At 40.9% G+C, this 23251-nt stretch carries 22 protein-coding genes; 19 read left to right on the forward strand and 3 right to left on the reverse strand.

Features of this window, described 5'->3' with window-relative positions; all coding sequences use genetic code 11:
• Nucleotides 1-22: 22 nt before the first annotated feature.
• Nucleotides 23-196 (forward strand): hypothetical protein, encoded by a 174-nt coding sequence (locus BUB16_RS21655; RefSeq protein WP_170864457.1) that lies wholly within the window; start codon nucleotides 23-25, stop codon nucleotides 194-196.
• Complete coding sequence (locus BUB16_RS17925) at nucleotides 186-554, forward strand: type II toxin-antitoxin system VapC family toxin (RefSeq protein ID WP_073067633.1); 369 nt, start codon at nucleotides 186-188, stop codon at nucleotides 552-554. The genes BUB16_RS21655 and BUB16_RS17925 overlap by 11 nt, the downstream gene beginning before the upstream one ends.
• 122 nt (nucleotides 555-676) lie before the next feature.
• Here the strand turns inward: BUB16_RS17925 and BUB16_RS21660 are convergent, their stop codons facing one another.
• The 3 genes from BUB16_RS21660 to BUB16_RS17940 all read right to left on the reverse strand — a co-directional run bounded on the left by BUB16_RS21660 (nucleotide 677) and on the right by BUB16_RS17940 (nucleotide 4856).
• Nucleotides 677-862 (reverse strand): hypothetical protein, encoded by a 186-nt coding sequence (locus tag BUB16_RS21660; protein ID WP_170864458.1) that lies wholly within the window; start codon nucleotides 860-862, stop codon nucleotides 677-679.
• Nucleotides 863-1194: 332 nt separating this feature from the next.
• Complete coding sequence (locus BUB16_RS17935) at nucleotides 1195-2463, reverse strand: hypothetical protein (RefSeq protein WP_139240370.1); 1269 nt, start codon at nucleotides 2461-2463, stop codon at nucleotides 1195-1197.
• A 29-nt stretch (nucleotides 2464-2492) separates the two neighbouring features.
• Nucleotides 2493-4856, reverse strand: a complete 2364-nt coding sequence (locus BUB16_RS17940) for a TonB-dependent receptor (protein ID WP_084088422.1) — start codon at nucleotides 4854-4856, stop codon at nucleotides 2493-2495.
• A 520-nt stretch (nucleotides 4857-5376) separates the two neighbouring features.
• Here BUB16_RS17940 and BUB16_RS17945 point away from each other — a divergent pair.
• The 17 genes from BUB16_RS17945 (at nucleotide 5377) to BUB16_RS18025 (ending at nucleotide 23248) form a co-directional block, all read left to right on the forward strand.
• Complete coding sequence (locus BUB16_RS17945) at nucleotides 5377-6447, forward strand: Wzz/FepE/Etk N-terminal domain-containing protein (RefSeq protein WP_280173668.1); 1071 nt, start codon at nucleotides 5377-5379, stop codon at nucleotides 6445-6447.
• 294 nt (nucleotides 6448-6741) lie between these two features.
• On the forward strand, nucleotides 6742-8541 hold the full coding sequence (locus BUB16_RS17950; RefSeq protein ID WP_073067641.1) for an ABC transporter ATP-binding protein: 1800 nt from the start codon (nucleotides 6742-6744) through the stop codon (nucleotides 8539-8541).
• A 50-nt stretch (nucleotides 8542-8591) separates the two neighbouring features.
• The gene (gene pseB / locus BUB16_RS17955; protein WP_073067643.1) at nucleotides 8592-9626 is read left to right on the forward strand and encodes a UDP-N-acetylglucosamine 4,6-dehydratase (inverting); all 1035 of its coding nucleotides are present in this window, start codon (nucleotides 8592-8594) and stop codon (nucleotides 9624-9626) included.
• A gap of 7 nt (nucleotides 9627-9633) precedes the next feature.
• Nucleotides 9634-10899 (forward strand): UDP-4-amino-4,6-dideoxy-N-acetyl-beta-L-altrosamine transaminase, encoded by a 1266-nt coding sequence (gene pseC, locus BUB16_RS17960; protein ID WP_244545741.1) that lies wholly within the window; start codon nucleotides 9634-9636, stop codon nucleotides 10897-10899.
• Nucleotides 10896-11579, forward strand: coding sequence for a pseudaminic acid cytidylyltransferase (gene pseF, locus BUB16_RS17965; protein ID WP_073067647.1), 684 nt, complete (start codon nucleotides 10896-10898; stop codon nucleotides 11577-11579). The genes pseC and pseF overlap by 4 nt, the downstream gene beginning before the upstream one ends.
• A gap of 1 nt (nucleotide 11580) precedes the next feature.
• Nucleotides 11581-12591, forward strand: a complete 1011-nt coding sequence (gene pseG, locus BUB16_RS17970) for a UDP-2,4-diacetamido-2,4,6-trideoxy-beta-L-altropyranose hydrolase (RefSeq protein WP_073067649.1) — start codon at nucleotides 11581-11583, stop codon at nucleotides 12589-12591.
• Nucleotides 12588-13214 (forward strand): formyltransferase family protein, encoded by a 627-nt coding sequence (locus BUB16_RS17975; RefSeq protein WP_073067651.1) that lies wholly within the window; start codon nucleotides 12588-12590, stop codon nucleotides 13212-13214. The genes pseG and BUB16_RS17975 overlap by 4 nt, the downstream gene beginning before the upstream one ends.
• Before the next feature lie 5 nt (nucleotides 13215-13219).
• Complete coding sequence (gene pseI, locus BUB16_RS17980; protein ID WP_073067653.1) at nucleotides 13220-14266, forward strand: pseudaminic acid synthase; 1047 nt, start codon at nucleotides 13220-13222, stop codon at nucleotides 14264-14266.
• Nucleotides 14266-14940 carry a formyl transferase gene (locus BUB16_RS17985; protein ID WP_073067655.1) on the forward strand — a complete coding sequence of 225 codons (675 nt, stop codon included), beginning with the start codon at nucleotides 14266-14268 and terminating at the stop codon, nucleotides 14938-14940. The genes pseI and BUB16_RS17985 overlap by 1 nt, the downstream gene beginning before the upstream one ends.
• On the forward strand, nucleotides 14918-15628 hold the full coding sequence (locus tag BUB16_RS17990) for a PIG-L deacetylase family protein (protein WP_073067657.1): 711 nt from the start codon (nucleotides 14918-14920) through the stop codon (nucleotides 15626-15628). Before BUB16_RS17985 ends, BUB16_RS17990 begins: the two co-directional genes overlap by 23 nt.
• Nucleotides 15629-15695: 67 nt before the next feature.
• Complete coding sequence (locus BUB16_RS17995) at nucleotides 15696-17261, forward strand: capsular polysaccharide export protein, LipB/KpsS family (protein WP_073067659.1); 1566 nt, start codon at nucleotides 15696-15698, stop codon at nucleotides 17259-17261.
• A 60-nt stretch (nucleotides 17262-17321) separates the two neighbouring features.
• On the forward strand, nucleotides 17322-18314 hold the full coding sequence (locus BUB16_RS18000; protein ID WP_073067661.1) for an NAD-dependent 4,6-dehydratase LegB: 993 nt from the start codon (nucleotides 17322-17324) through the stop codon (nucleotides 18312-18314).
• Nucleotides 18314-19465: a LegC family aminotransferase gene (locus BUB16_RS18005; protein WP_073067663.1), complete on the forward strand. Its 1152-nt coding sequence runs from the start codon at nucleotides 18314-18316 to the stop codon at nucleotides 19463-19465. Before BUB16_RS18000 ends, BUB16_RS18005 begins: the two co-directional genes overlap by 1 nt.
• Complete coding sequence (locus BUB16_RS18010) at nucleotides 19455-20078, forward strand: acetyltransferase (RefSeq protein WP_073067665.1); 624 nt, start codon at nucleotides 19455-19457, stop codon at nucleotides 20076-20078. The genes BUB16_RS18005 and BUB16_RS18010 overlap by 11 nt, the downstream gene beginning before the upstream one ends.
• Complete coding sequence (gene neuB / locus BUB16_RS18015) at nucleotides 20075-21103, forward strand: N-acetylneuraminate synthase (RefSeq protein WP_073067667.1); 1029 nt, start codon at nucleotides 20075-20077, stop codon at nucleotides 21101-21103. The genes BUB16_RS18010 and neuB overlap by 4 nt, the downstream gene beginning before the upstream one ends.
• Nucleotides 21100-22215: a UDP-N-acetylglucosamine 2-epimerase gene (neuC, locus tag BUB16_RS18020; RefSeq protein WP_073067669.1), complete on the forward strand. Its 1116-nt coding sequence runs from the start codon at nucleotides 21100-21102 to the stop codon at nucleotides 22213-22215. Before neuB ends, neuC begins: the two co-directional genes overlap by 4 nt.
• Nucleotides 22202-23248 carry a nucleotidyltransferase family protein gene (locus BUB16_RS18025; protein WP_073067671.1) on the forward strand — a complete coding sequence of 349 codons (1047 nt, stop codon included), beginning with the start codon at nucleotides 22202-22204 and terminating at the stop codon, nucleotides 23246-23248. Before neuC ends, BUB16_RS18025 begins: the two co-directional genes overlap by 14 nt.
• The last annotated feature ends 3 nt before the right edge of the window (nucleotides 23249-23251 follow it).

Here is a 23251-nt window from a genome sequence, read left to right on the forward strand (position 1 = left end):
TAACAAATAAAACCATCATATTATGTCAGTTACCATTCATAAAAATGATTCTGACAAAGCTATACGGGAAGCCATTCGCAAAGTAATGAATCAAAGAGAACGGAAGAAAAGTATACCATTAGAAAAATATTTCGGGAAGGTATCTTTCGATACCGACGGCTTAACGTACCAAAAGAAGGTAAGAAATGAGTGGTAATATTCTTGCCGATACCTCTTTATTGGTTAACTTTTTTAATGGTGTTGAAATTGCCAATAAAGTTATGGAAGGGCAACATATTTGGGTTTCGTGTATCACAGAGATTGAATTACTTAGCTATTCCAATTTATCTGAGGATGAAGAAAAATTAATACAGTCATTTCTTGACAAATGCAGCATCGTAGAATTATCTCCTGCAATCAGAAAAGTAGCCATTGACATAAGGAAAACACAGAATTTAAAAGTTCCAGATTCTATTATAGCGGCCACTTCCGAACATATAGGATTTCCACTTGTTACGATGGACTCAGATTTTGAAAAGTTACCCGATATAGATCTGATTTTACTGGAATATTGATATTATACCATCGTTGCCAGGATCTTAACGCCAAGCATTTCTTATCTTAAAAGTAGCTAAAAAAGAATTAGGCTTTATTAAATAATCTGCCGCTTGGGAATTCTTTTAAACCGAACCTCAATTCATTCCCCTAAAAAAACCATGGAAAATAATCGCAGGGATTTTCTCAAAAAAACGGACTCGCGGGACTGGGACTCGCGGGCGGCGGGGTGTTTAAAGATCTGATCGCCACCCCTCGTCCCACCCGGGCCATCCTGCTGAAGCCCCGGGATGCAAAAGGTCCGCTGCCGGCGAGCTGAATTTTCCAAAGAAGTGATTGAAGATACCCAGAACAGTTGCTTCGTAAGTACTGCAACTTTATGGGAAATGGGCATTAAGCCTCTATGACTGAGTACCTGGAATCCATACTGAACGCCTTTCACGATCTGCTTTTTGTATTTACCCCGGATGGCAAAATCATATTGCAACCAACCACGAGGACGAGTTAATTCTGCCCAACCTCAACTCGCCTGTGAATCTAAGAAACAGCCCGGCGTTCAGACCGGGCTGCACGGTTCTTTATTGATTATTCGTCTGCTCAAATTCAGCAGCCTTGGACATGCAAGGCCGGCAATGAAAGTAATTTCGTTTATGCCTGCCGCTACCGCAGACGTACGAGGTTGGAAATATATCCCGGGGTCGTCAGTCCTTCCTCATAGGATCCATCCGGAGCATACTTGATGACCCGGTGTTCCCCCTCATCATTGACTTTTAATGTGCCGTAAAAATCCTCGTTGATCAGGAAGGGTTGTTCAGCGTATGAGGGACCAAGCGGCCGGTCGACTTTGCCGATGACTTCATTTTTAGAAAGATTAATCTCGTAGGTCTCCCAGACCGTATCATAGTAGGTAATCCCTTCCACATTTTCCGACCACTCCAGCTGGTCGGTGTCCAGCACTCTCACGTACCCATTGCCTTCCGTTGGAGCGTTGAACAGGCTTAATCCCACTTCTTTGCCTTCGATCTGATCAATAAAATACGGATCAAAGTCCTGGTCAAAACCGTCGGCCCCGGCTTCTTTTCTCAGGATGCATCCGGCTTTATCTTTTTGCCGGGCCTGCCTGCTGAAATGATAGCGCTCGCTCTGGCCATAGTACACGTCCCCATTCGGCATAAAGGCCGGCTCGGTGGCCAGCGCGCAGCGGGTATCTTCCGTGTAGGAAATCACCTGGTCGGCTTCGGTGTCGACAATAGCCAGCCCGGTCTTGTCCAGGTGCGTAGCGGCCTCAAAGTTCACCCATCCCACCGGAATGCTGAGGCGGTTCCCATTCAGCTGGTACCCGTTGAACCCAAGCTGCGTGGAGTATCCCTGGTACCCTGTTGCAAACTCTTCCGGCAGGTCGAAGGAGCCGGTGATGGCCATCTCTTCAGGATTAAAGATCACAATTTGTCCCTGCGTGTTATCAATATAATAGGCTTTGGTATCGCTCAGGAACACTGTCCGCGCCTGCAGGGACGTTACGCCCTCGTTGGCCAGCGAAAACTTTTCGCCCTCTTCAAAACTTTTTCCCTCCTCGGGAATATTGTACCGGGTGAACGTAAGAGTTTCCCCGTTGCCCGTGAAAAAATACCCGGCCTGCGGCTGGGCATAAAAACGGGACTGTCCGGGGACTTCCAACGCTTCGGCCGGATCAACTTCACCGGCTTCCATCAGATCATTGACCAGGGATACGTAATTCGTGCGTCCGTCGGGGGTCTGCAGGCGCCAGTAGACCGCATAAAGTTCTTCCTCCGGTTCGGGATCGGGATCAGAATCGGTAACGGAATTATCGTCGCATGACGTAACGGCCAAAGCAAGCATAACCATCGCCATTAGCAGTAGTCCGCTGCGCTTGGTAAAGTTTCTTATTGCAGGTAATGAAATAGTCATAATGTTGAAAGGTGTGGTTTGAGGTTAAATTAAAGTTGCGTTGTTATTTTAAGGTAAAAGGCCCGACCCGGCTTCTGTACGCCGAAAAAATCGTAGACCCTGGCATCGGTCAGGTTCTGCACTTCGCCGGTGACGGAAGCCCTCGTCGACTGAAAAGAAAACCCATACGTCAGGCCAAAATTCTGGGTAAACTGCGAGGGAATCTCGTCTTTAAACCGTTCCAGTCCCACGCTTTCCCAACCGCGGTAAAACGAATGCACATACCGGTTGCCCAGGAAGAGATTCAGATCATCCGCATTGCTGAAGGGATCCGGCAAGCGGTATGTTGCCCGGAGGTTCGCAAAAAAGTAGGGACGGTTGGGAATGCGATCCCCTTCAAAGCGACCGAATTCTCCCCTCGAGGAGGTGTTGCGGAAGCTTTGCCAGGTGGTATTTCCTTCGATGGTGATGCTGTTATCGGATGATTTCCAGTACCCCGCGGCTTCCATGCCCGTCGACCGGGCTGCAAATACGTTTTGATATTTGAAAATTTCATTGTCGCTGAGTAAGACGATAAGGCGATCCGTACTCCTGAGAAAGCCGTTGACGCCCACATTCCAGCTGCCCGAATCGGCGCTGCCGGAGTAATCAATCTTCAGGTTCACATTGTGGCTTTTTTCCGGTTCCAGCGCCAGATTCGGCATGATCAGGCTTCCGTTGCCAAACAGCTCATTGGTTTTGGGTAGACGGGTGGCCCATTCGTAGGATGCCTTGACCAGCCACTGTTCACTGATGGTATACCGGATGCTGCTGCCTATCCCCGGCGTATGGAAATTGCGGTTTCGGTTTATCGGTGCGCCGCTGGTCTGCTCTTCCGCCCGCACGTTTTGGATATAGTCTTTGACAAAGAGGATATGCTCGATTTTGTCGTCCCCCGGGCTCCACTGGTACTGCAGGCCGTTCACCCAGTTAAACACCGTCCGCACATCATTCAGGGGATCCACGGTTTCAATCTCCTCCCGCCATCGCTCATCACCCGTTCGCCTCACATAGGTCGGGGCGGAAGAAAAATCAAGAACATTGTTCCGGTTGATCCGATACGAGATAGTAAACCGGCTGTAATAGTTGTTGTCCCACAGCACCTGATCGCTGGCCGTACCCAGCTCGCCCGGCGTGCCCCTTTTGCGAATGTCTCCGTCACTGTCCCTTACCGGCTCTCCATGCCAGTTGTAAATGAAACTGGACGTGTCTGTAAAACTTCTTGTATCGTGAGAGTACCCGCTCGCCAGGTTTAGAGAAAGCTTTTTATTAAGCTCCTGCCGGTATTGGCCCAGCAGGCCGTACGAGGTTTTTCCGGACGTGATTTTCCCGTAGGGGACAGACATCACATTATTGTTTTGAATATCCTTGTCATTATTCGAGAAGAATCCCGTCACCGACAATGCTTCAGCCCAGGCTTTATCGCGTACTCCCATCTCCAGGTTACCGCCATAGGCACTATAACTGTCATGAAACCGTTCGACCGTTGCATCTTCCAGCTTGCCGTTGTTTTGGGGGACTTCCACATCGACGTCATAGTTATTTTGGGCATAGTCGACGAATCCGGCCCCGTTCACGAAGAAGCCTGTTGCCTGATCTTCGTATCCCGCGTTGAGCGATGTTCGATGGGTGCCGAAGGAGCCGATCTGATAAGAAGCCGAACCATGCGCGCCCGGGTACCCTTCCGGGGTAACCAGGTTCACGGCCCCGCCCAGCGCATCGGCGCCAAAGCGGATCGGCACCACCCCCTTGTAAATATCCACCCGCTTGATCAAATTAACGGGTACGTTTGCAATACCGAGTGAGTAGCCCGTAAAATTCAGCGGGATCCCGTCGAGGAAGAAACGGATTTGATCGTCCGTGAGTCCATTCAGGGAGAACCGCGTCCCGGAACCCAGTCCCCCGCTTCGGCGCACGCTCACACCCTGCGTCTGGGCCAGCACCTCCCCCAGGTCAGCCGTTTGCAATTTCGTTTCGCTGAGTCCCACCGCCTCCACGGACTGGGCCGAGAGCTCCAGTTCCCGTCCCTCGGACACCCCCTGCACCACCATCTCATCCAGGGCTGTCGTGGCCTTTTTCAGGGAAATCTCCAGGGTGAGGGTTTTACCGGCTTCTACAGTGATAGTTTTCTTTTGCCGTTCATACCCGACGCTCGTTACCACCAGCGTATAACGGCCGGCCGGAATACCCTTGATGATAAATGTTCCCTCTTCCCCCGTAGCCGCTCCGAGGGCCGTGCCTTCCAGTCCGGCGTTCACACCTTCCAACGGCTGACCGCTTGTAGCAGATACCACGCGGCCTTCGATGGTACCCGTCTGGGAGAATGAAGGATTGTTAAGCAGCAACAGTACCACGACGAGGAAAAATGAACGCATACTGTTTGGAAAAATGGATGCCCGCACTAACGTCTGTAATTCATTCGAAAAACCGTTTATTTAGATCAGATCTAAAATATGAAAAGGAATCCAAAAGGGGAAATATAATTTAGACTAAATATAAACAAGTGAAATAGAAGAATAAAAAAGTCCTTTCGCAAAGTAATGAATCAAAAAGAACGGAAGAGTGGCCCCCACAAATTCAGCCGACCCATCCAGCAGGAAGCCTTCGACTGATTCGACCGCTGATTGAAAGGGTAATCTATTTCTCCTTTCCACCATCTGAAATAATCCGTATCATTAGCGCTTTAGCAAGGTACAGGTTAAAAGCGCCTTATTTTTATTAAACAAAGCCTACATTAAACCGAATTATTAAAACCAAACAGCGCTGAGCAAAGAACACCAACATAACGATAATGAACATCACCAGGTTCGGCGATCTTCGCAGCAGCCCCAGGGCTACTACGGCGGCCCCCCGCCCGAATACGGCTATCGCCCCATCGAAGAAGACGAGATCGACCTGGTCGAGCTCTTCCAGACCTTCTGGAGCAAGCGCATCCTCATCGCCAAAATTGTGGGTGCCTTTTTGGTACTGGGACTTCTCATTGCTCTCCTTAGCCCGGACGAATACACCGCTAGTGCTACGCTTATGCCTGAGGCACAATCATCACAGGGACGCGCGGGAAACCTGCTGCAGCAGTACGGAGGCATACTGGGAATTGGGAGCGGAGGAAACGTTGCAGGTGATAATATCCCGCCTTCTCTTTATCCCGATATTATGGGGAGTATCCCCTACCAGGTAGAATTGATGAATCAACCGGTTTATTTTTCAAAATATGATACGACCGTGAATCCACATGTCTTTTTTAGTGAAATCCATAAACCATTCAATTTAATGGGATTTATTAAAAGTTATACGATTGGATTACCGGGCAAGATTATCGGACTGTTTAGAAGTTCGGGTGACAAAGAAATTGAACCTGTCATCACCGAAGTAGACCGTGATTCAGTATTGCGAATAAGCAAAAGCCAGATGGGGACTATTAATAAACTTAAAAGCAGATTGACGGTAAATACGGAGGGTAATACCATTACTATAAACTCTGAATTTCCGGATCCCCAGGCTGCAGCTGAAATAGCACAAAATGGTATCGTGTTATTAAAAGAGTATGTACGTGACTATCGTACGCAGAAAGCCAATGAGGATTTGAAATATGTAGAAGAACAGCTTGCCAGTGCAAAAAAGCGTTTTGAAGCTGCTCAACAGAAGCTGGCAGAGTTCCGGGATAGTAACGTGAGTCTGGCAACGGCCAAAGCCCGTACCCGCGAGCAAGAGTTGCAGTCGCAATACGACTTGGCTTTTGAAATATACAATTCCCTTAATCAGCGCAGAGAACAGGCACGCCTGCAGGTACAGGAGCAGACGCCGGTCTTTTCAGTGCTGCAGCCGGTAAGCGTGCCACTTAACGATAATTCTTCAGGATTGTTGATACTAATAGTATCGGCTATACTGGGCAGTTTCATCGCCCTCGGATGGGTCCTGGTACAAGGCTGGTGGCAGAATGAAAAAAATCGGTTTAAGGAAATTTAATCATGAAGTTAGATAAGCTGGTTACTGTACCACTGGTTGCTGTTCAACTGTAATTCTTCTTTCCACCATCCCAAATAATCCGTATCATAAAAATTTTGCATAGTTATAGGTTAACTATTGAAAATTATATTTGCTGGTAGCTGTAGACCGACCATCATACCGGGTCTTTTCTTTTCTGGAACAATATTTTAGCCGTTCACCTATACAATTTTTATATTTCCTACTTATTAAAAAAGTAAGCAGAAATAGATAAACGCTACAGAACATGCTGATGTCATTTACAGTTTATAATTCATGATAGAATCATTAAAAAAAATATACACCCTGTTCCCAAGCAGTGATCACTATAAGTTGCTTATATTATTTGGGATGATGCTGTTGGCTTCCTTGCTTGAGGTATTGGGCATAGGAATGATTCCTGTTTTTGTAAGTACGGTAGCTTCACCCGACAAGGTCCTAAATTATCCAGTATTAGGCGACCTGTTGCTAAGTTTAGGCGTATCGGACTCAGAGTCGTTGGTTATTTATGGAGCCTTGCTGCTTATTGGTGTATATATTGTAAAAAATACATATTTGGGTTTTTTCCTCTATATAAAAAAGAGGTTTATAGAAAACAGGGGGGTTTATCTGCAGGATCGTATTTTTCGGGCCTATATGACAGCACCCTATAGCTTCTATATTAATCGAAATTCAGCTGAATTATTGCGTAATGTAACCTCAGAGGTTAATAAAATTATTTCAGGTACTTTAATGCCTTTTATGGAGGTGACCCTAAACTTCACGATGTTTCTATTTATCATCGGAACCTTATTTCTCTTTGAGCCACTTATAACGGTTATTTCTATTGTAGTGTTAGGTGGCGGAGGTTACCTTTTTTTACATTATACCAAACAAAAAACAAAAGAATATGGTAAAGACAACCGGGAGGCACGGAAAGAAAAAAATAAGGCTGTCTTACAGGGATTGAACGGATTTAAAGATGCTCGAGTACTCAACCGGGAAGAAAGTTTTTTGGATCACTATAGGTTTAATGCTGAACGCAGCAAGCGGGCTAATACTTATGAGTATGTGGTGGGAAAAATGCCCAAACCTATTATTGAAACCATTGCTGTCGCTGGCATTTTGAGTATTGCCTTACTGATGGTGTGGCAGGGACGTGATGTAGCGTCTATTATACCGGTTTTATCACTGTTTGGAGCAGCAACTGTAAAATTGATGCCGGTATTAAATCAGGTTATTAATCAGTCGACAAAAATACGTTATAATGCTTATTCAGTCTATGCCATTTATGACGATTTAAAGATTCTGGAGAATGATTATCGCACCTTCCGGATGAAAGTGTTGGGTGACCAGGATAAGATAGCCTTTGACCATCAAATTGTATTAAATTCGGTCACCTATAGTTATCCCAATGCCGATGAAAAGGCGGTTCAGGAGGTATCTATAGATATACCGGAAGGCGGTGTGGTAGCATTTGTTGGCCCCTCGGGGGCGGGCAAGACTACGCTGGTGGATATCATTTTAGGTTTATTAGAACCTCAAAAAGGGACTATTGAAGCCGACGGAGTGGATATATTTGAGCAGATACGGGGCTGGCAAAAAAATATAGGTTATATCCCGCAGTCGATCTATTTACTGGATGATACCATTAAGCGCAATATTGCTTTTGGTATACTTGACGATGAAATTGATGACCAAAAACTGTGGGACGCCATTGAAGCTGCTCAGTTGATCGAACTCGTTGAAAGGCTTGCAGAGGGAGTAGAAACCATTGTGGGAGAGCGGGGTGTTCGTCTTTCGGGGGGGCAACAGCAGCGTATTGGTATAGCCCGTGCCCTGTATGATAATCCACAAGTATTGGTCATGGACGAGGCCACTTCTTCATTGGATAATCTTACTGAGAAATATGTGATTAAAGCTATTGAACGACTTCGCGGAGACCGTACTATTATTATGATTGCTCACCGGTTGAGTACTGTTAAAAATTGTGATGTTATCTATATGATGAAGGAAGGCAAAGTAGTTGATGCAGGAACGTATGAGGAGCTATTAGAACAGAGCGCTGATTTTAGAAAAATGAGTCTGGCTGATTAATCGATTTTAAGGAAAAATATTTACTTGTAATTATAAGAGTTAAAAATTAAATGCTTAATAATAAATCAATTTTGATAACCGGGGGGACTGGCTCCTTTGGAAATAAGTTTGTGGAGACGATTTTAAACAGGTATCCAGAAGTAAATCGTCTGGTAATTTATTCAAGAGATGAAATGAAGCAGTTTCGGATGTCACAGATGTTTTCCAAAAAAGAGTATCCAAGTCTCCGGTATTTTATAGGGGATGTCCGTGATGGAGAGCGACTGAAAAGAGCTTGCGAGGGTATCGATACGATTATCCATGCGGCAGCTTTAAAGCAAGTACCGACGGCCGAGTATAACCCTATGGAGGCTATTAAGACGAATGTATTGGGCGCCCAAAATGTGATTGATGCCGCCATGGATTGTGGAATTAACAAAGTGGTTGCATTATCTACAGATAAAGCAGCTGCCCCTATTAATCTCTATGGCGCTACAAAACTTTGTTCGGACAAACTGTTTATCGCCGCTAATAATATGAAAGGTAAGCGGGATTTAACATTTAATGTAGTTCGCTATGGGAATGTTATGGGATCGCGGGGATCAGTAATGCCGTTCTTTATAAATAAAAGAGAAGATGGTGTATTACCCATTACTGATAAACGAATGACCCGCTTTAACATTTCTTTGCAGGATGGAGTGGACTTGGTCATGTATGCCCTTGAACATGCTTGGGGCGGAGAGCTGTTTGTGCCGAAAATTCCCTCTTATAAAATCACCGATTTGGCTGAAGCTATTGGTCCTGACTGCGAACACCCAGAAGTAGGTATCCGCCCCGGTGAGAAAATTCACGAAGAAATGATTACAGCATCCGACTCTTTTAATACAATTGATTTAGGGAAATATTATGCCATCCTCCCACAACAGCCTAATTGGGATAAACAGGAGTATATAGAATATTTTGATGCAAACTATGTGGAGCCAGGTTTCACCTATAATTCTGGACAAAACGATGAATGGGAAACCGTTGAATCGCTTCGTAAAAAAATTAAAAAATACGTCGATCCATCCTTCTCAGTGAATGAAATGAGATCTGATAGACTATAAATAAATTATGAGTAAGAATACAATGGGTCCCATCCCATATGGCACGCAGCATATTACAGATAAGGATATTGAGGCGGTAACAGAAGTATTGCGGGCTGACTATCTGACTCAGGGACCGCAAATACCACAATTTGAAGAAGCCTTTGCCGACTATATAGGAAGTGATTACGCTGTAGCTGTTTCTAATGGTACGGCGGCTTTACATCTTAGTGTGTTGGCATTAGGAGTAGAACCGGGACAAAAAGTAATTACTACACCCATTACATTCGCTGCCTCGGCCAACTGCGTGAAATATGCAGGGGGAGAAGTTGATTTTGTCGATATTGATCTTGATACATTTTTGATAGATCTGGATTTAGTTGAAGAAAAACTGGTAAATGCTAAGCCAGACGATTATGCCGGAATTATTCCGGTAGATTTTACCGGATTAGCGGTAGATACAGAACGTTTACAGGCTATTGCTGATAAGTACGATTTGTGGATTCTAGAAGATGCCTGTCATGCGCCCGGCGGAAGTTTTGAAGATAGTCAGAGAGAGAATGTATATTGCGGAGATTGCCAGTATGCTGATGCCTCTATTTTTTCCTTTCACCCGGTTAAGCATATTGCCGCTGGAGAAGGAGGGATGATCACCACAAACGATAAAGATTTTAAAAAAAAGTTAGAAGTTTTACGAACCCACGGAATTACCAAAGAAACAAATATATTTAAAAATTCTGTAGCGGTAGCATTAGGGGGAAATAATACTATTGATGGCGCGGAAGGGAAGCAGAAGAAAACTACTCAGCGTTCACCGTCCACTGAATATCCAGGGTGGTATTACGAGATGCAGGAACTGGGATATAACTACAGGCTGACTGATATCCAATGTACCCTGGGGTTATCCCAGCTGCAACGTGCTGACCAAGGGCTCCAAAAACGCAGGGGAATTGCCCGAAGGTATGACGAGGCTTTTAAAAATATTGGTGAAATTATTACTCAGAATGTGAGTCCAGAGGATCAGGAAAATCACCATGCCTATCACTTATACGTTATTCAGGTAGAAAACCGAAAAGAGCTCTATAATTACCTGCGGGAGCAAGAAATATACAGCCAGATCCATTATATACCCGTGCATTTATTACCATATTACCAGCAGTTTGGGTGGGAAAAGGGTAACTTTCCCAAGGCCGAAGAATATTATGAACGTTGCATTAGCCTACCAATGTATCCGACCCTTTCCGACGATCAGCAGGAGTTTGTCATCGAGAAGGTTCTGGAAATAGTAACATGAAAAATTTAGCTATTATACCGGCACGAGGAGGGAGTAAGCGAATTCCGCGAAAGAATATTAAAGATTTTTTAGGAAAACCGATCATAGCCTATTCTATTGAAACGACTTTGGAGAGTGGGCTCTTTGATGAAGTTATGGTATCAACGGATGATGAAGAGATCTCGACCGTGGCAAAGAAGTATGGAGCAAATATTCCGTTTATGCGTTCGGATGAAAATGCTGATGATTATGCCACGACGGTAGATGTATTATTAGAAGTCATTGAGGAGTATAGGAACCGGAAAGTGAATTTTGAAAATATTTGTTGTATTTATCCTACAGCTCCATTTACAACTCCACAGGATTTAAAACGGGGATTAGACTTATTAGAAAATTCGACTTCGGTATTACCCGTAGTCGAATTTGAATTTCCGGTACAGCGTGCGTTAAAAAAAGAAAAGAACCGTATTCATTACGTGTGGCCAGAGCATGAAACAAGCCGCTCGCAAGATCTTGAATCTTATTATCATGATGCAGGGCAATGGTATTGGATAGAGAACAAATCATTGCTAAGAGAGCAAACTCTTATTACTTCTAATTGTAAAGCCATTGAAAAGAATAAGATGGCAGTGCAGGATATTGATATACTTCAGGATTGGGAATTAGCAAAAATGAAGTATTCATACTTAAATAATAAATAACGTGCAACGAGTTGTATTTCGGGCAGATGGGAATTCAGAAATTGGGCTTGGACATGTATATCGTTCGCTGGCTTTTGCTGAAATGTTAAAAGAGGATTTTAAAACGGTATTTCTTATTAAAAATTCCATTCCAGAGCTTAAAGACACTATACTCGGTACATGTAGCGAGTGTAGTATCTTATCTGACGAAAAGCAAGACCAAGAATTAATTTCAGTTATAGATTATATTAATGAAGGAGATATTGTTGTGCTGGATGGCTACCATTTTGATGGAGAATATCAGAAGACTGTACGCAAGCATTGTGGGAATGTTATTTCTATTGATGATATGCATCAGGGACATTTTTATAGTGATTATATTTTAAATCACTGTGGGAAGTTAGATCCAGAGATATACGATACAGAATCTTACACGAACTTACTACTTGGAGAACAATATGCATTGCTACGTCCTGAGTTTTTACAAGCTGCACGAGAGAATAATCGGAAGATTGATACGTCAGATACCTTGTTTTTAAGTATGGGGGGCAGTGATTTTCATAATTTAACCCATAAAGTCTTAAGATCAGTAATTGATATAGACAGAATCATGAATGTGAATGTAGTTATTGGTGCTGCTAATAAATATTATGATGAATTAAGAAAAATGGCAGAAGAGAACCCAAAAATAAACATGTTCCGTAATTTATCAGCCGCAGAAATGTGTTTTCTTATGAAGAAGTCAGACATAGCTATTACTCCTGGAAGTGGAATTTCTTTTGAAGTTTGTGCAGTAGGTATGGGATTTATCAGTGGATATTATACAGAAAATCAGCAGGATATTGTCAATTGGTTAGATGAAACTGGATGCGCTTCTATAATAGGAAATTTTTGTAGTTTAGAGGTGAACGATATCCGCAATTATATAAAATCATTTTTGGATAACGTAGATGTGTCGAAGATGGTTACCAATCAACAAATAGTAGATGGATATTCTGATAAACGTCTACGAAATTTTTTCCAGCGGTTATGAAGATTCAGATTTTGATAGATAACCCCAATTCTTGGATAATACCTTATGCTCAACAGTTGGTAGATGAATTATCCTCTGAACATGAAAGTAAATTGGTTCATGAATCATCTGGTGTGAGTGAGGGTGATATCTTAGTATTATTGGGATGTGGCGAAATTTTTAAGGACTTGGAACTTAATGAGCACAATCTGGTAGTTCATGAAAGCGACCTCCCGAGAGGCCGGGGATGGTCACCGCTAACTTGGCAGATTCTTGAAGGAAAGGATGAAATCCCAGTTACGCTTTTTGAAGCCGTTGACGAGGTCGATGCGGGCCCAATCTATTTTCAGAAAACTATTACGTTTGAGGGTCATGAATTAGTGGATGAACTTCGTGAAAAACAAGCTAGAGCGACTATCAAACTTATTAAAAAATTTATAAATCAATATCCAAATATAGAAGGAAAACCTCAGAAAGGTGAAGCAACTTATTATTCCAGACGAACTCCCAAAAATAGTGAATTAGATATTAATAAAACGATTGAAGAACAATTTAATCTCTTACGTGTTTGTGATAATGAACGATATCCGGCTTTTTTTTATAGAAATGGGAGGAAATATAAAATTAAAATAGCTAAAGATTAGGTTTTATGAAGTTAGAGATAGATGAAGTTTTCAATATTGATAATAAAAAGCCGTTTATCATTGCGGAAATGTCCGGCAATCACAATCAATCACTTGATCGGGCAAAAAAAATAATAGATGCTGCTGCTGAAGCAAGTGCTGATGCTATAAAGTTTCAGACATATACTGCAGACACGATGACTATTCAGGCATCACATGGTCTTTTCCAAATTGATGATGAATCTTCATTATGGGAAGGTTATACGCTATATGAATTATATGAGCAGGCACACACGCCTTGGGAGTGGCATAAAGAGCTCTTTGCATATGCTAATGAAAGGGATATTATTCCATTCAGTACTCCATTTGATAATACTGCTGTAGATTTCCTTGAAGATTTAGAGGTTCCTTTTTATAAAATTGGGTCTTTTGAAAACACCCATCATCCCTTGTTGAAAAAAGTGGCTTCAACCGGCAAACCTGTAATTATGTCTACGGGATTGGCAACGGTAGCTGATCTGGACGAATCAGTTCGTGTGTTACGTGATCATGGTTGTGAAAAGTTGGTGTTGTTGAAATGTACGAGTTCGTATCCGGCAGATGCTAGTAGTTCAAATTTAAATACTATCCCGCATCTGGCAGACCTTTTTGAGTGTAAAGTTGGGCTTTCTGATCATACATTGGGTATCGGTGCCCCTATTGCAGCCGTAGCTTTGGGAGCAACTGTATTTGAAAAGCATTTTACACTGAATCGATCTGAGGGAGGAGTAGATGCCGATTTTTCTTTAGAGCCTCAGGAATTAAAAAAACTGGTAGAAGAGACGAATCGAGCTTGTCAAGCATTAGGAAATATTTCATATGGTATTCAGGAGAGTGAAAAAGCAAGTCTTCGGTTTAAACAATCGGTGTATGTGGTCAAGGATGTTGAGAAGGGGCAACACTTTACATCTGAGAACACGCGTGTTATACGTCCGGGTGATGGATTGCCTCCCAAATACTATGAACGAATACTGGGTAAAAAGGCCAAAGAAAATATTGAAACAGGAACACCATTAAGTTGGGATCTTCTGTAATGAATACATATATAGTTGTTTCCTCAAAACCCTGGAATAGACACCTATCCAGCCGCCTACAACAAAGAGTAGGGGGTAAATGGCTGCAAATAAAGCGAAAAGAAGAGTTCGTATATAAGCAGCTAAAAAAAATAGAACCTAAGTATATTTTGATACCACATTGGTCTTATATAATACCAGAAAAGATTTTTGAAAATTTCGAATGTATCGTCTTTCATATGACAGATTTGCCCTATGGCAGGGGTGGGAGCCCATTGCAGAATTTAATTAAAGAAGGTCATGAGCAAACACAGATTTCTGCGATACAAGTGGAAAAAGATTTAGATGCCGGCGATATATATTTAAAACGTCCATTATCCCTATTGGGCACGGCTGAAGAAATTTTTATCCGGGCTGATAAAGTCATTGAAGAGATGATCGTAAATATTATAGAAGAAGATCCGGAACCCAAAAGACAGCAAGGACAAGTAGTTACTTTCAGTCGGCGTAAACCTGAAGATAGCAGGATTAAAGGTATTACAGGATTGGAGGAACTGTTTGATCATATTCGAATGCTGGACGCAGAGGGGTATCCCAATGCATTTTTAGAAACAGAAAGTTTCCGATTGGAATTTAAGCGAGCTTCATTGAAAACTGATAAGTTATTAGCTGATGTTAGAATATTTCAAAAATAAACGTATTTTAGTAGTGGTAGCTCATCCTGATGATGAGCTTCTAGGTCAGGGAGCAACCATTCATAAATTATCAAATGAATATGGTTGTACTTGTCGGGCTGTTATTTTGGGAGAAGGGCTTACTTCAAGGTCCGACGAACGAGATCCTCAAAAATGGAAGCAAGAGCTTGAAGAACACCGGGCCTGTATTCATAAAGCTGTTGATATTATTGGCTATGACTCAGTAGGGATATATGACTTTCCGGACAATCGATTTGACAGTTTCGATTTACTGGATATTATAAAGGTAGTTGAAAAAGAGAAGGAAGAGTTTCAACCGGAAATAATATTTACTCACCATGGCGGAGATTTAAATATTGACCATCAGCGAACCTTTGAATCTGTGATGACAGCAACCCGACCATTGAAAGATGAAAGTGTGAAGACGATTGTTACTTTTGAAACTCCATCAAGTACAGAGTGGCAGGCGTCAACAGATCCACGACAGTTTAAACCGAATTTATTCATTGGGGTTACAGAACAAAATATGCTTGCAAAATGTAATGGGATGGAGGCCTATAAGTTTGAGAAAAGACCTTGGCCTCATCCACGTTCTACTCATGCTTTGAAAATATTGGCTCAAAATTATGGTGTTTCTGTTGGGAAGAAATATAGTGAGGCGTTTAGGCTAATCCGACAGGTAGAATAATTGGTAGAAACAATTAAATATTAAGATATCAAAAAGATAAATCACACGTATTTTAATAGTATAGAATATGACAAATAGGTCTGAAGATAATAAGGCAACTCTTACCTACTTTTTGATCGGAATCTCTTCTTTTCACTTCATTAATGGCATTGAACAGTTTGTTAGGAAGTTTAAGATAGAGCCTGCATTTTGGACTACACATCCTAGAAATATTGTGAATCTAAATAAAAAGTTTTCACAGACAGTCTGCATGAATGCTCATGATCTTACTTGTGCAGATAAAGAAGCAGTAAAAACTGCTATTGGAGTTGATAAACTGGACTTGGAACCACTATCTCCTTCTTTTCAAGAAGAATTTGCGAAGGAAAGATTATTAGTACAGGAAAATTTATTACATCGTTCTGATCCCTTTATAAATAATTATACTCATTCAGAAATTAGAGATACTGTTAACAATTATTTTATTATTGCTTATAACCTTCTCAAGACGTATAACCCTAAGTTTATTTTATATGAAGTAGCACCCCATACAATGTATGATCTTGCACTTTATCAGCTTGCAGAGAACATGGGAAGCAAAAACATCTTACTGGTTGATACGAATATTCCGAGTATATCTTTTGCTACTACAGATTTTAATAATAATAGAAAATTTATAAAACTCTCTCGTAATAGGCAGTTTGGCAGGAATAAACTTGTTAAAACATTTGATGAGCATATCGATAAACAAGGAGAATCAATTCCTTTTTATATGAAGAATCGAAAATTTTCCAGATCATATGGAAATATGATATATGATTTTTTGAAATATTTATATGCCGACTCCAAAAAAAGCCTTGCTACACTTATAAAAACCCAAAATAACTTAAACAAGAAAAAGACAGGCTATCAAAAGAAAAAAGGATATCTACTTCATGAAAAAACAGGAAATTCATTTTCCAAGTTGAAAAAGTTTATTTTGGGCGTACAGTTAGAAATTTTATATAAGGATAAGAGTAAAGGTTTTAGTTTAGAAAATGTTGCATCTTATATATATGTTCCGCTTTCTATGCAACATGAAAGAACTACTATGCCGTCCGCAAGATTTATGTATGATCAAAAAGCGTATATTAAGTTGCTGGCTAATAATTTACCTCCCAAATATACACTTATAGTTAAAGAGAATCCTAAACAATTTACTTATATTCGAGGTGCACGTACGAGAGATAAAAGATTTTATGAGGAATTGGAGAATTTAGATGTTCAGTTTGCCCCTTTGGAATTTAGTTCTCATAAACTAATTAAGTATTCTTCAGCGGTAGCAGTTACTACTGGATCTGCCGGTTTTGAAGCAGTGGTAGGGCATAATAAGCCTGTACTTAAATTTGCAAATAGTTGGTATCAGCAATTACCTGGTATATATGAAATAAATAAAGGAGATGACCTGAAAAGGTTTTTTCTAGAACTTGAAAACGAGAATTGTACTATAAATCAAGAACAAGTAAGGAGTGTTCTAGAAGATTTAAAAAAGTTTGCAATTTATTTATATCCTGCTGGAATAACTGTTAAAAAACAAGGGTGGGATGCTGATTTAATGTCTCAAAATATATCTGCTTTATTAGAACAAGAGTTAGAAGTAGCAGAGTACGTGTAATATTTTTTGCTATATACATGCTTTTTTAAATATCATTATTTTTATTCTACAGATCATAAAATGACAAGTCCAAAAATATTAATCACAGGCGCCGATGGCTTTATTGGGAGCTATTTGACAGAACTGCTACTAGAAGAAGGCTATAATGTTAAGGCCTTTTGTTATTACAACTCTTTTAACTCTTGGGGATGGTTGGATACATTCCCCAAGAATAAGCTGGATCAAATAGAAGTATTTACCGGAGATGTTCGTGATCCCAATGGAGTTCGTACAGCGATGCAAGATGTTGATGCTGTCTTTCATTTAGCAGCACTGATTGGGATCCCTTTTAGTTATCATTCACCGGATAGCTATGTGGATACAAATATTAAAGGTACGCTCAATGTACTGCAGGCAGCTCGTGATCTGGAACTTGAAAGAGTATTGGTAACTTCTACATCTGAGGTTTATGGAACGGCTCAATTTGTTCCAATTACAGAAGATCATCCCAAACAGGGGCAATCTCCTTATTCTGCATCTAAGATTGGTGCGGATTATATGGCTGAATCTTTCTTCCGCAGTTTTGATCTACCGGTTACCTTGGTTCGGCCGTTTAATACGTACGGGCCCCGACAATCAGCTCGTGCGGTAATTCCAACGATTATTACACAGTTAGCAAGTGGTAAGGAAAAGGTTGAAATGGGCGATTTATACCCCACTAGGGACTTTGTATATGTTAAAGATACGGCAAGAGGATTCTTAGAAGTTGCAAAATGTGATGAACTTATCGGAGAAGAGGTAAATATTGCTACCCAAAACGAAATTAGCATCGGTCAATTAGCCGAAGAGATTATTGAACAAGTTAATCCCGATGCTGAAATTGTACAAGATGAGCAGCGTCTTCGTCCCGAAAAAAGTGAAGTCTATCGTTTGTACGGTTCAAATGAAAAGTTAAAGGAGTTTACGGGATGGGTGCCTGAATATTCTCTGAAAAAAGGAATTGCAAAAACAATTGATTGGTATAGTAAAGAAGATAATTTGCAACAGTTTAAGACGGATATTTATAACATTTGATGTCAGATTTAATAGATAATACTGTCAGTTTTATCAGAGATTATTATGAAACGAATGATGTCATCCCTCTCCACGAGCCGCGATTTACAGGGAATGAAAAAGAATACGTGGCTAACACTATTGATTCTACCTTTGTTTCTTCGGTTGGGGCCTATGTAGATCAGTTTGAAGAAAATATTGCCGAGATTTCAGAAACCGATAGAGGAGTAGCCGTAGTAAACGGCACAGCCGCCTTACAGGTGGCATTGCGACTATCAGGGGTAAGCCAGGGGGATGAGGTATTGACCCAGGCGTTAACTTTTATAGCTACAGCCAATGCTATTCGATATAACGGAGCCAAGCCTGTTTTTTTGGATGTGGATCGGGATACCATGGGGCTTTCACCCAGAGCTGTACAACAATTTTTGGAAGAATATGGAGATGTCCTGGAAGACGGCTGCTATAATAAAAAGACCGGTAATCGCATAGCTGCCTGCGTGCCTATGCATACGTTTGGTTTCCCGGTCCATCTGAATGAGTTGCTTTCAGTTTGTGAAAAATGGAATATCCCTGTAGTAGAAGATGCTGCCGAATCATTGGGATCTTTATATCATGGGAAGTCAACCGGTAGTTTTGGGGAATTTGGAATATTCTCATTTAACGGCAATAAAATTGTTACCGCCGGGGGCGGTGGAGCTATTGTTACAAATGATCAGGAAAAGGGGAACCACGCTAAGCATCTTACGACTACGGCTAAGAAGTCCCATGATTACGAGTATTATCATGATGAATTAGGCTATAACTATCGTATGCCCAATTTAAATGCAGCCTTAATTTGTGCCCAGTTGGAGCAGCTTGACAGGTTTATTGATAATAAACGATCTTTAGCTGAAAAATACTCAGATTTTTTTGAGAAAGAAGGGATCACATTTAGAACGGAAAATCCGGGTGCTAAGGTTAATTACTGGTTAATGTGTGTGGAGCTGGAAGACCGGAAGCAACGAGATGATTTCCTGGAGAAAACTAATGAAAAGGGCATCATGACCCGGCCTATATGGCAGCTTATGTACCGTTTGCCTATGTATAAGGATTGTTTCAGGGATGATCAGATGAATGCCGAATATCTGGAAGATCGTATTGTAAATATACCTAGCAGCGTCTATGTCAAATAATAAGAATATAATATTAGGATATTCAGGACATGCTTATGTAGTTGCTGAAGCGGCTTTTAAAGCAGACATAGCAATTCATTATTACGCCGATAAGGAAGAGGCTCAAAATGATCCGTTTAATTTGGATTATTTGGGATATGAAGGAAGTAATGATTTTGAAGGCTGGAACAAAGGGTTTGGTTTTATTCTGGGAACAGGAAATAATGATATTCGATTCAAGATTGGCGAATTAGTTACGAATAAAGAAGAAGAACTATTAACTGTTATACACCCATCAGCTGAGATTTCTAAATGTGCTGATGTTGGGAAGGGTACTTTTGTTTCTTCCCAAGCGAGCGTTAATGCCTTGAGTAAGATAGGTAAATTCGTAATTCTGAATACGAATTGTGTGATTGAACATGAGTGTTATATTGCTGATGGTGTACATATTGCTCCGGGAGCTGTATTAGCAGGAAATGTAAAAGTAGGGAAAGGTTCGTTTATCGGTGCTAATGCTGTTGTAAAGGAAGGAGTTACCATAGGTGAAAATGTAATCGTAGGGGCGGGCGCAACCATTATTAATGATATACCTCATAATAAAAAAATGGTAGGTAATCCGGGTCGAGAAATATGAATTCTGATAAAGTAATAATCATTGCAGAAGCTGGTGTAAATCATAATGGTGATCGTAGTACAGCGGAAAAATTGATTAAGGTTGCAGCTGAAGCGGGCGCTGATTTCGTAAAGTTTCAGACGTTTAACGCAGATAAAATAGTAAGCAGAAAGGCACAGAAAGCAGAATATCAGTCAAATAATGTTGGGGGTAGTTCTGACGATCAGTACAGCATGCTGAAATCCGTAGAGTTGAGCGACGAGGATCATCAATTTATCATAAAGAAATGTGAAGAAAACAATATCAGGTTTTTATCTACCGCTTTTGATGAAGATGGTATCGACTATCTTGATCAGTTAGGATTGCCCTTTTTCAAGAGTCCATCCGGCGAAATTACAAACTACCCTTACTTACGAAAACTGGGACAAAAAGGGAAAACGGTTATCCTTTCCACAGGTATGGCAACCATGCAGGAAGTGAAGAATGCTGTTTCAGTATTGACTGAATACGGATTACAGAAAAAGGACCTAACTGTTCTCCATTGTAATACCGAATATCCTACTCCTATGGAGGATGTAAATTTAAAGGCAATGAACACGATTGCAGAAGCATTGGATGTTAAAGTAGGATATTCTGATCATACTTTAGGAATAGAAGTCCCGATTGCTGCCGTAGCGAGAGGTGCAAAGGTGATAGAGAAGCACTTTACTCTTGATAGAGAACTGCCGGGCCCGGATCACCGAGCCTCTTTAGAACCTGATGAGTTAAAATCGATGGTTGAAGGAATTAGAAATATAGAAAAGGCACTTTCCGGAGATGGCACGAAGAAACCGAGCGAAAGTGAACAGAAGAATATTGATATTGCGAGAAAAAGTATTCATTTAGCTATAAATGTAAAGAAAGGAGATGTTTTGACTGAGAACGATATCATTCCTCTAAGACCAGGAGATGGGATTTCTCCAATGGAATGGAATAATGTTATTGGTAAGCTGGCATTGAAACCACTATCTAAAAATGAACAATTAAGTTGGGATAACCTGCAGTGAAAATAGGTGTATTGACAAGTTCAAGGGCAGATTTTGGTATATATCTGCCATTACTGAAACAACTTAAGGAAGATACAAGTATAATTCTTAAGATTATTGCTTTTGGGACCCATAGCTCGTTCCATCATGGGCAAACCATTCAAGAGATTAAGGAAAATGGATTTCACAATATAGATACTATCAGTTCCTTACTGACGAATGATGATGAGCAATCTATTGCTACCTCTTATGGCTTAACGACGATAAAATTTGCTGACTATTGGTCTTCACATATGTTTGATTTAGTGTTTTGCCTGGGCGACAGGTTTGAGATGTCAGCAGCAGTACAGGCCGGTGTTCCTTTTGGAATAACTTTCGCCCATATTCATGGAGGGGAAACTACCCTGGGAGCCATTGACAATGTTTATCGCCATCAAATAACGATTGCTTCAGAGCTGCACTTCACTTCAACCCAAGAGTATGCAAAAAAGGTTAAAGAACTAATTGGGACCAATGAAAAGATCTATAATGTTGGTTCACTGAGTCTGGATGAAATAAGTAAAATTGAATTAGTGAATCAGGAAAAACTTAGAGACCAATTTAATATACCGCAAGATGATTATATTTTAGCGACATTCCATCCTGAGACTGTTGGTAGTCATCAAAATGAAAAATATGCCAAGGAAATGGCATCAGCCTTGCAGTCATTGGCGGAGCAGTTTATTATAGTTATAACAATGCCTAATGCGGATACGGCCGGTTCCTTGTATAGAAGGGAAATACAGAAATTAAAGGAGTCTCTTTTTCCGGAAGACATTGTGATAGTGGAAAATTTTGGAAAAAAGAATTATTTCAGTGCAATACGCTATGCTACTTTACTTATAGGCAACTCCTCGAGTGGAATTATTGAGGCTGCTTCTTTTGGTAAATATGCAGTGAATGTAGGTGATCGTCAGAAAGGAAGAGCCCAAAATGATAATGTATTAAACTGTAAATTTGATAAGGGGGAGATACTTGAAACGGTATTTAAAGCGAATGAACTGGGTAGATATCAGGGCGAGAATATCTATTTTAAAGAGAATGTTGCAGATAATATTGTAAGAATAATAAAGTCATATAATGAGACACTTTAAAGAACATCTTATAGAAACTGGTACGACCATTAAAGAGGCATTAATAATTTTAGATAAACTTGCTAAAGATGCTGTTACCTTTGTAGTTAATAAGGAGGATAAATTATTAGGGTCATTAACCGATGGTGATGTGCGGCGGGGGCTGATTAATGATGTGCAAACAGATCAACCCGTTGATGATATCATTCAGTCTGATCCGAAATTTATTCGAAAAAGTAATTATGATATTGAGAAAGTTATAGAATACAGGGAAAAGAATTTTAAAATTTTACCTATTCTGGACGAAGAGGACAGAGTAACTAATGTTCTTAATTTCAATTATTTGAAATCTTATTTGCCCGTTGATGTTGTAGTCATGGCAGGAGGGAAAGGAACAAGACTACGACCGTTAACTGAAGACACGCCCAAACCACTATTAGAAGTGGGGGATAAGCCAATATTGGAGCATAATATCCAACGGCTATCTGAGTATGGGATGGATGACTTTTGGATTTCAGTAAACTATTTGGGTGAACAGATTGAGGATTACTTTGGAAACGGAAATCGTAAAAATCTTCAAATAGAATATGTGTGGGAGGAAACCCCCTTGGGAACAGCTGGGGCACTGTCTAAGATTGATAATTTTCGCCATGATTATATACTTTTGACCAATTCTGACATTCTGACGAATCTTAACTATGAAGAGTTCTTTTTAGAGTTTCTGGACCAGAATGCTGATTTTGGAGTTGTTACCATACCTTATAAAGTGGATGTGCCCTATGCGGTATTGGAAACATCAAATGGGCACGTAATGAATTTTAAAGAAAAGCCGACTTATACCTACTATTCCAATGGAGGAATCTATCTGATGAAGCGGGAAGTGGTTGATTATATTCCAAAAAGTAAATTTTATGACACCACAGATTTGATGAAAGAACTAATTGAAGACGGAAAAAAAGTTTTTTCTTATCCACACAGTGGGTATTGGCTTGATGTCGGAAAGCACGAGGATTTTGAGAAAGCACAGGAAGATATAAAGCATTTAAAAATTTAACAT

This window comes from Fodinibius roseus (assembly GCF_900129315.1).
Lineage (GTDB): Bacteria > Bacteroidota > Rhodothermia > Balneolales > Balneolaceae > Fodinibius > Fodinibius roseus.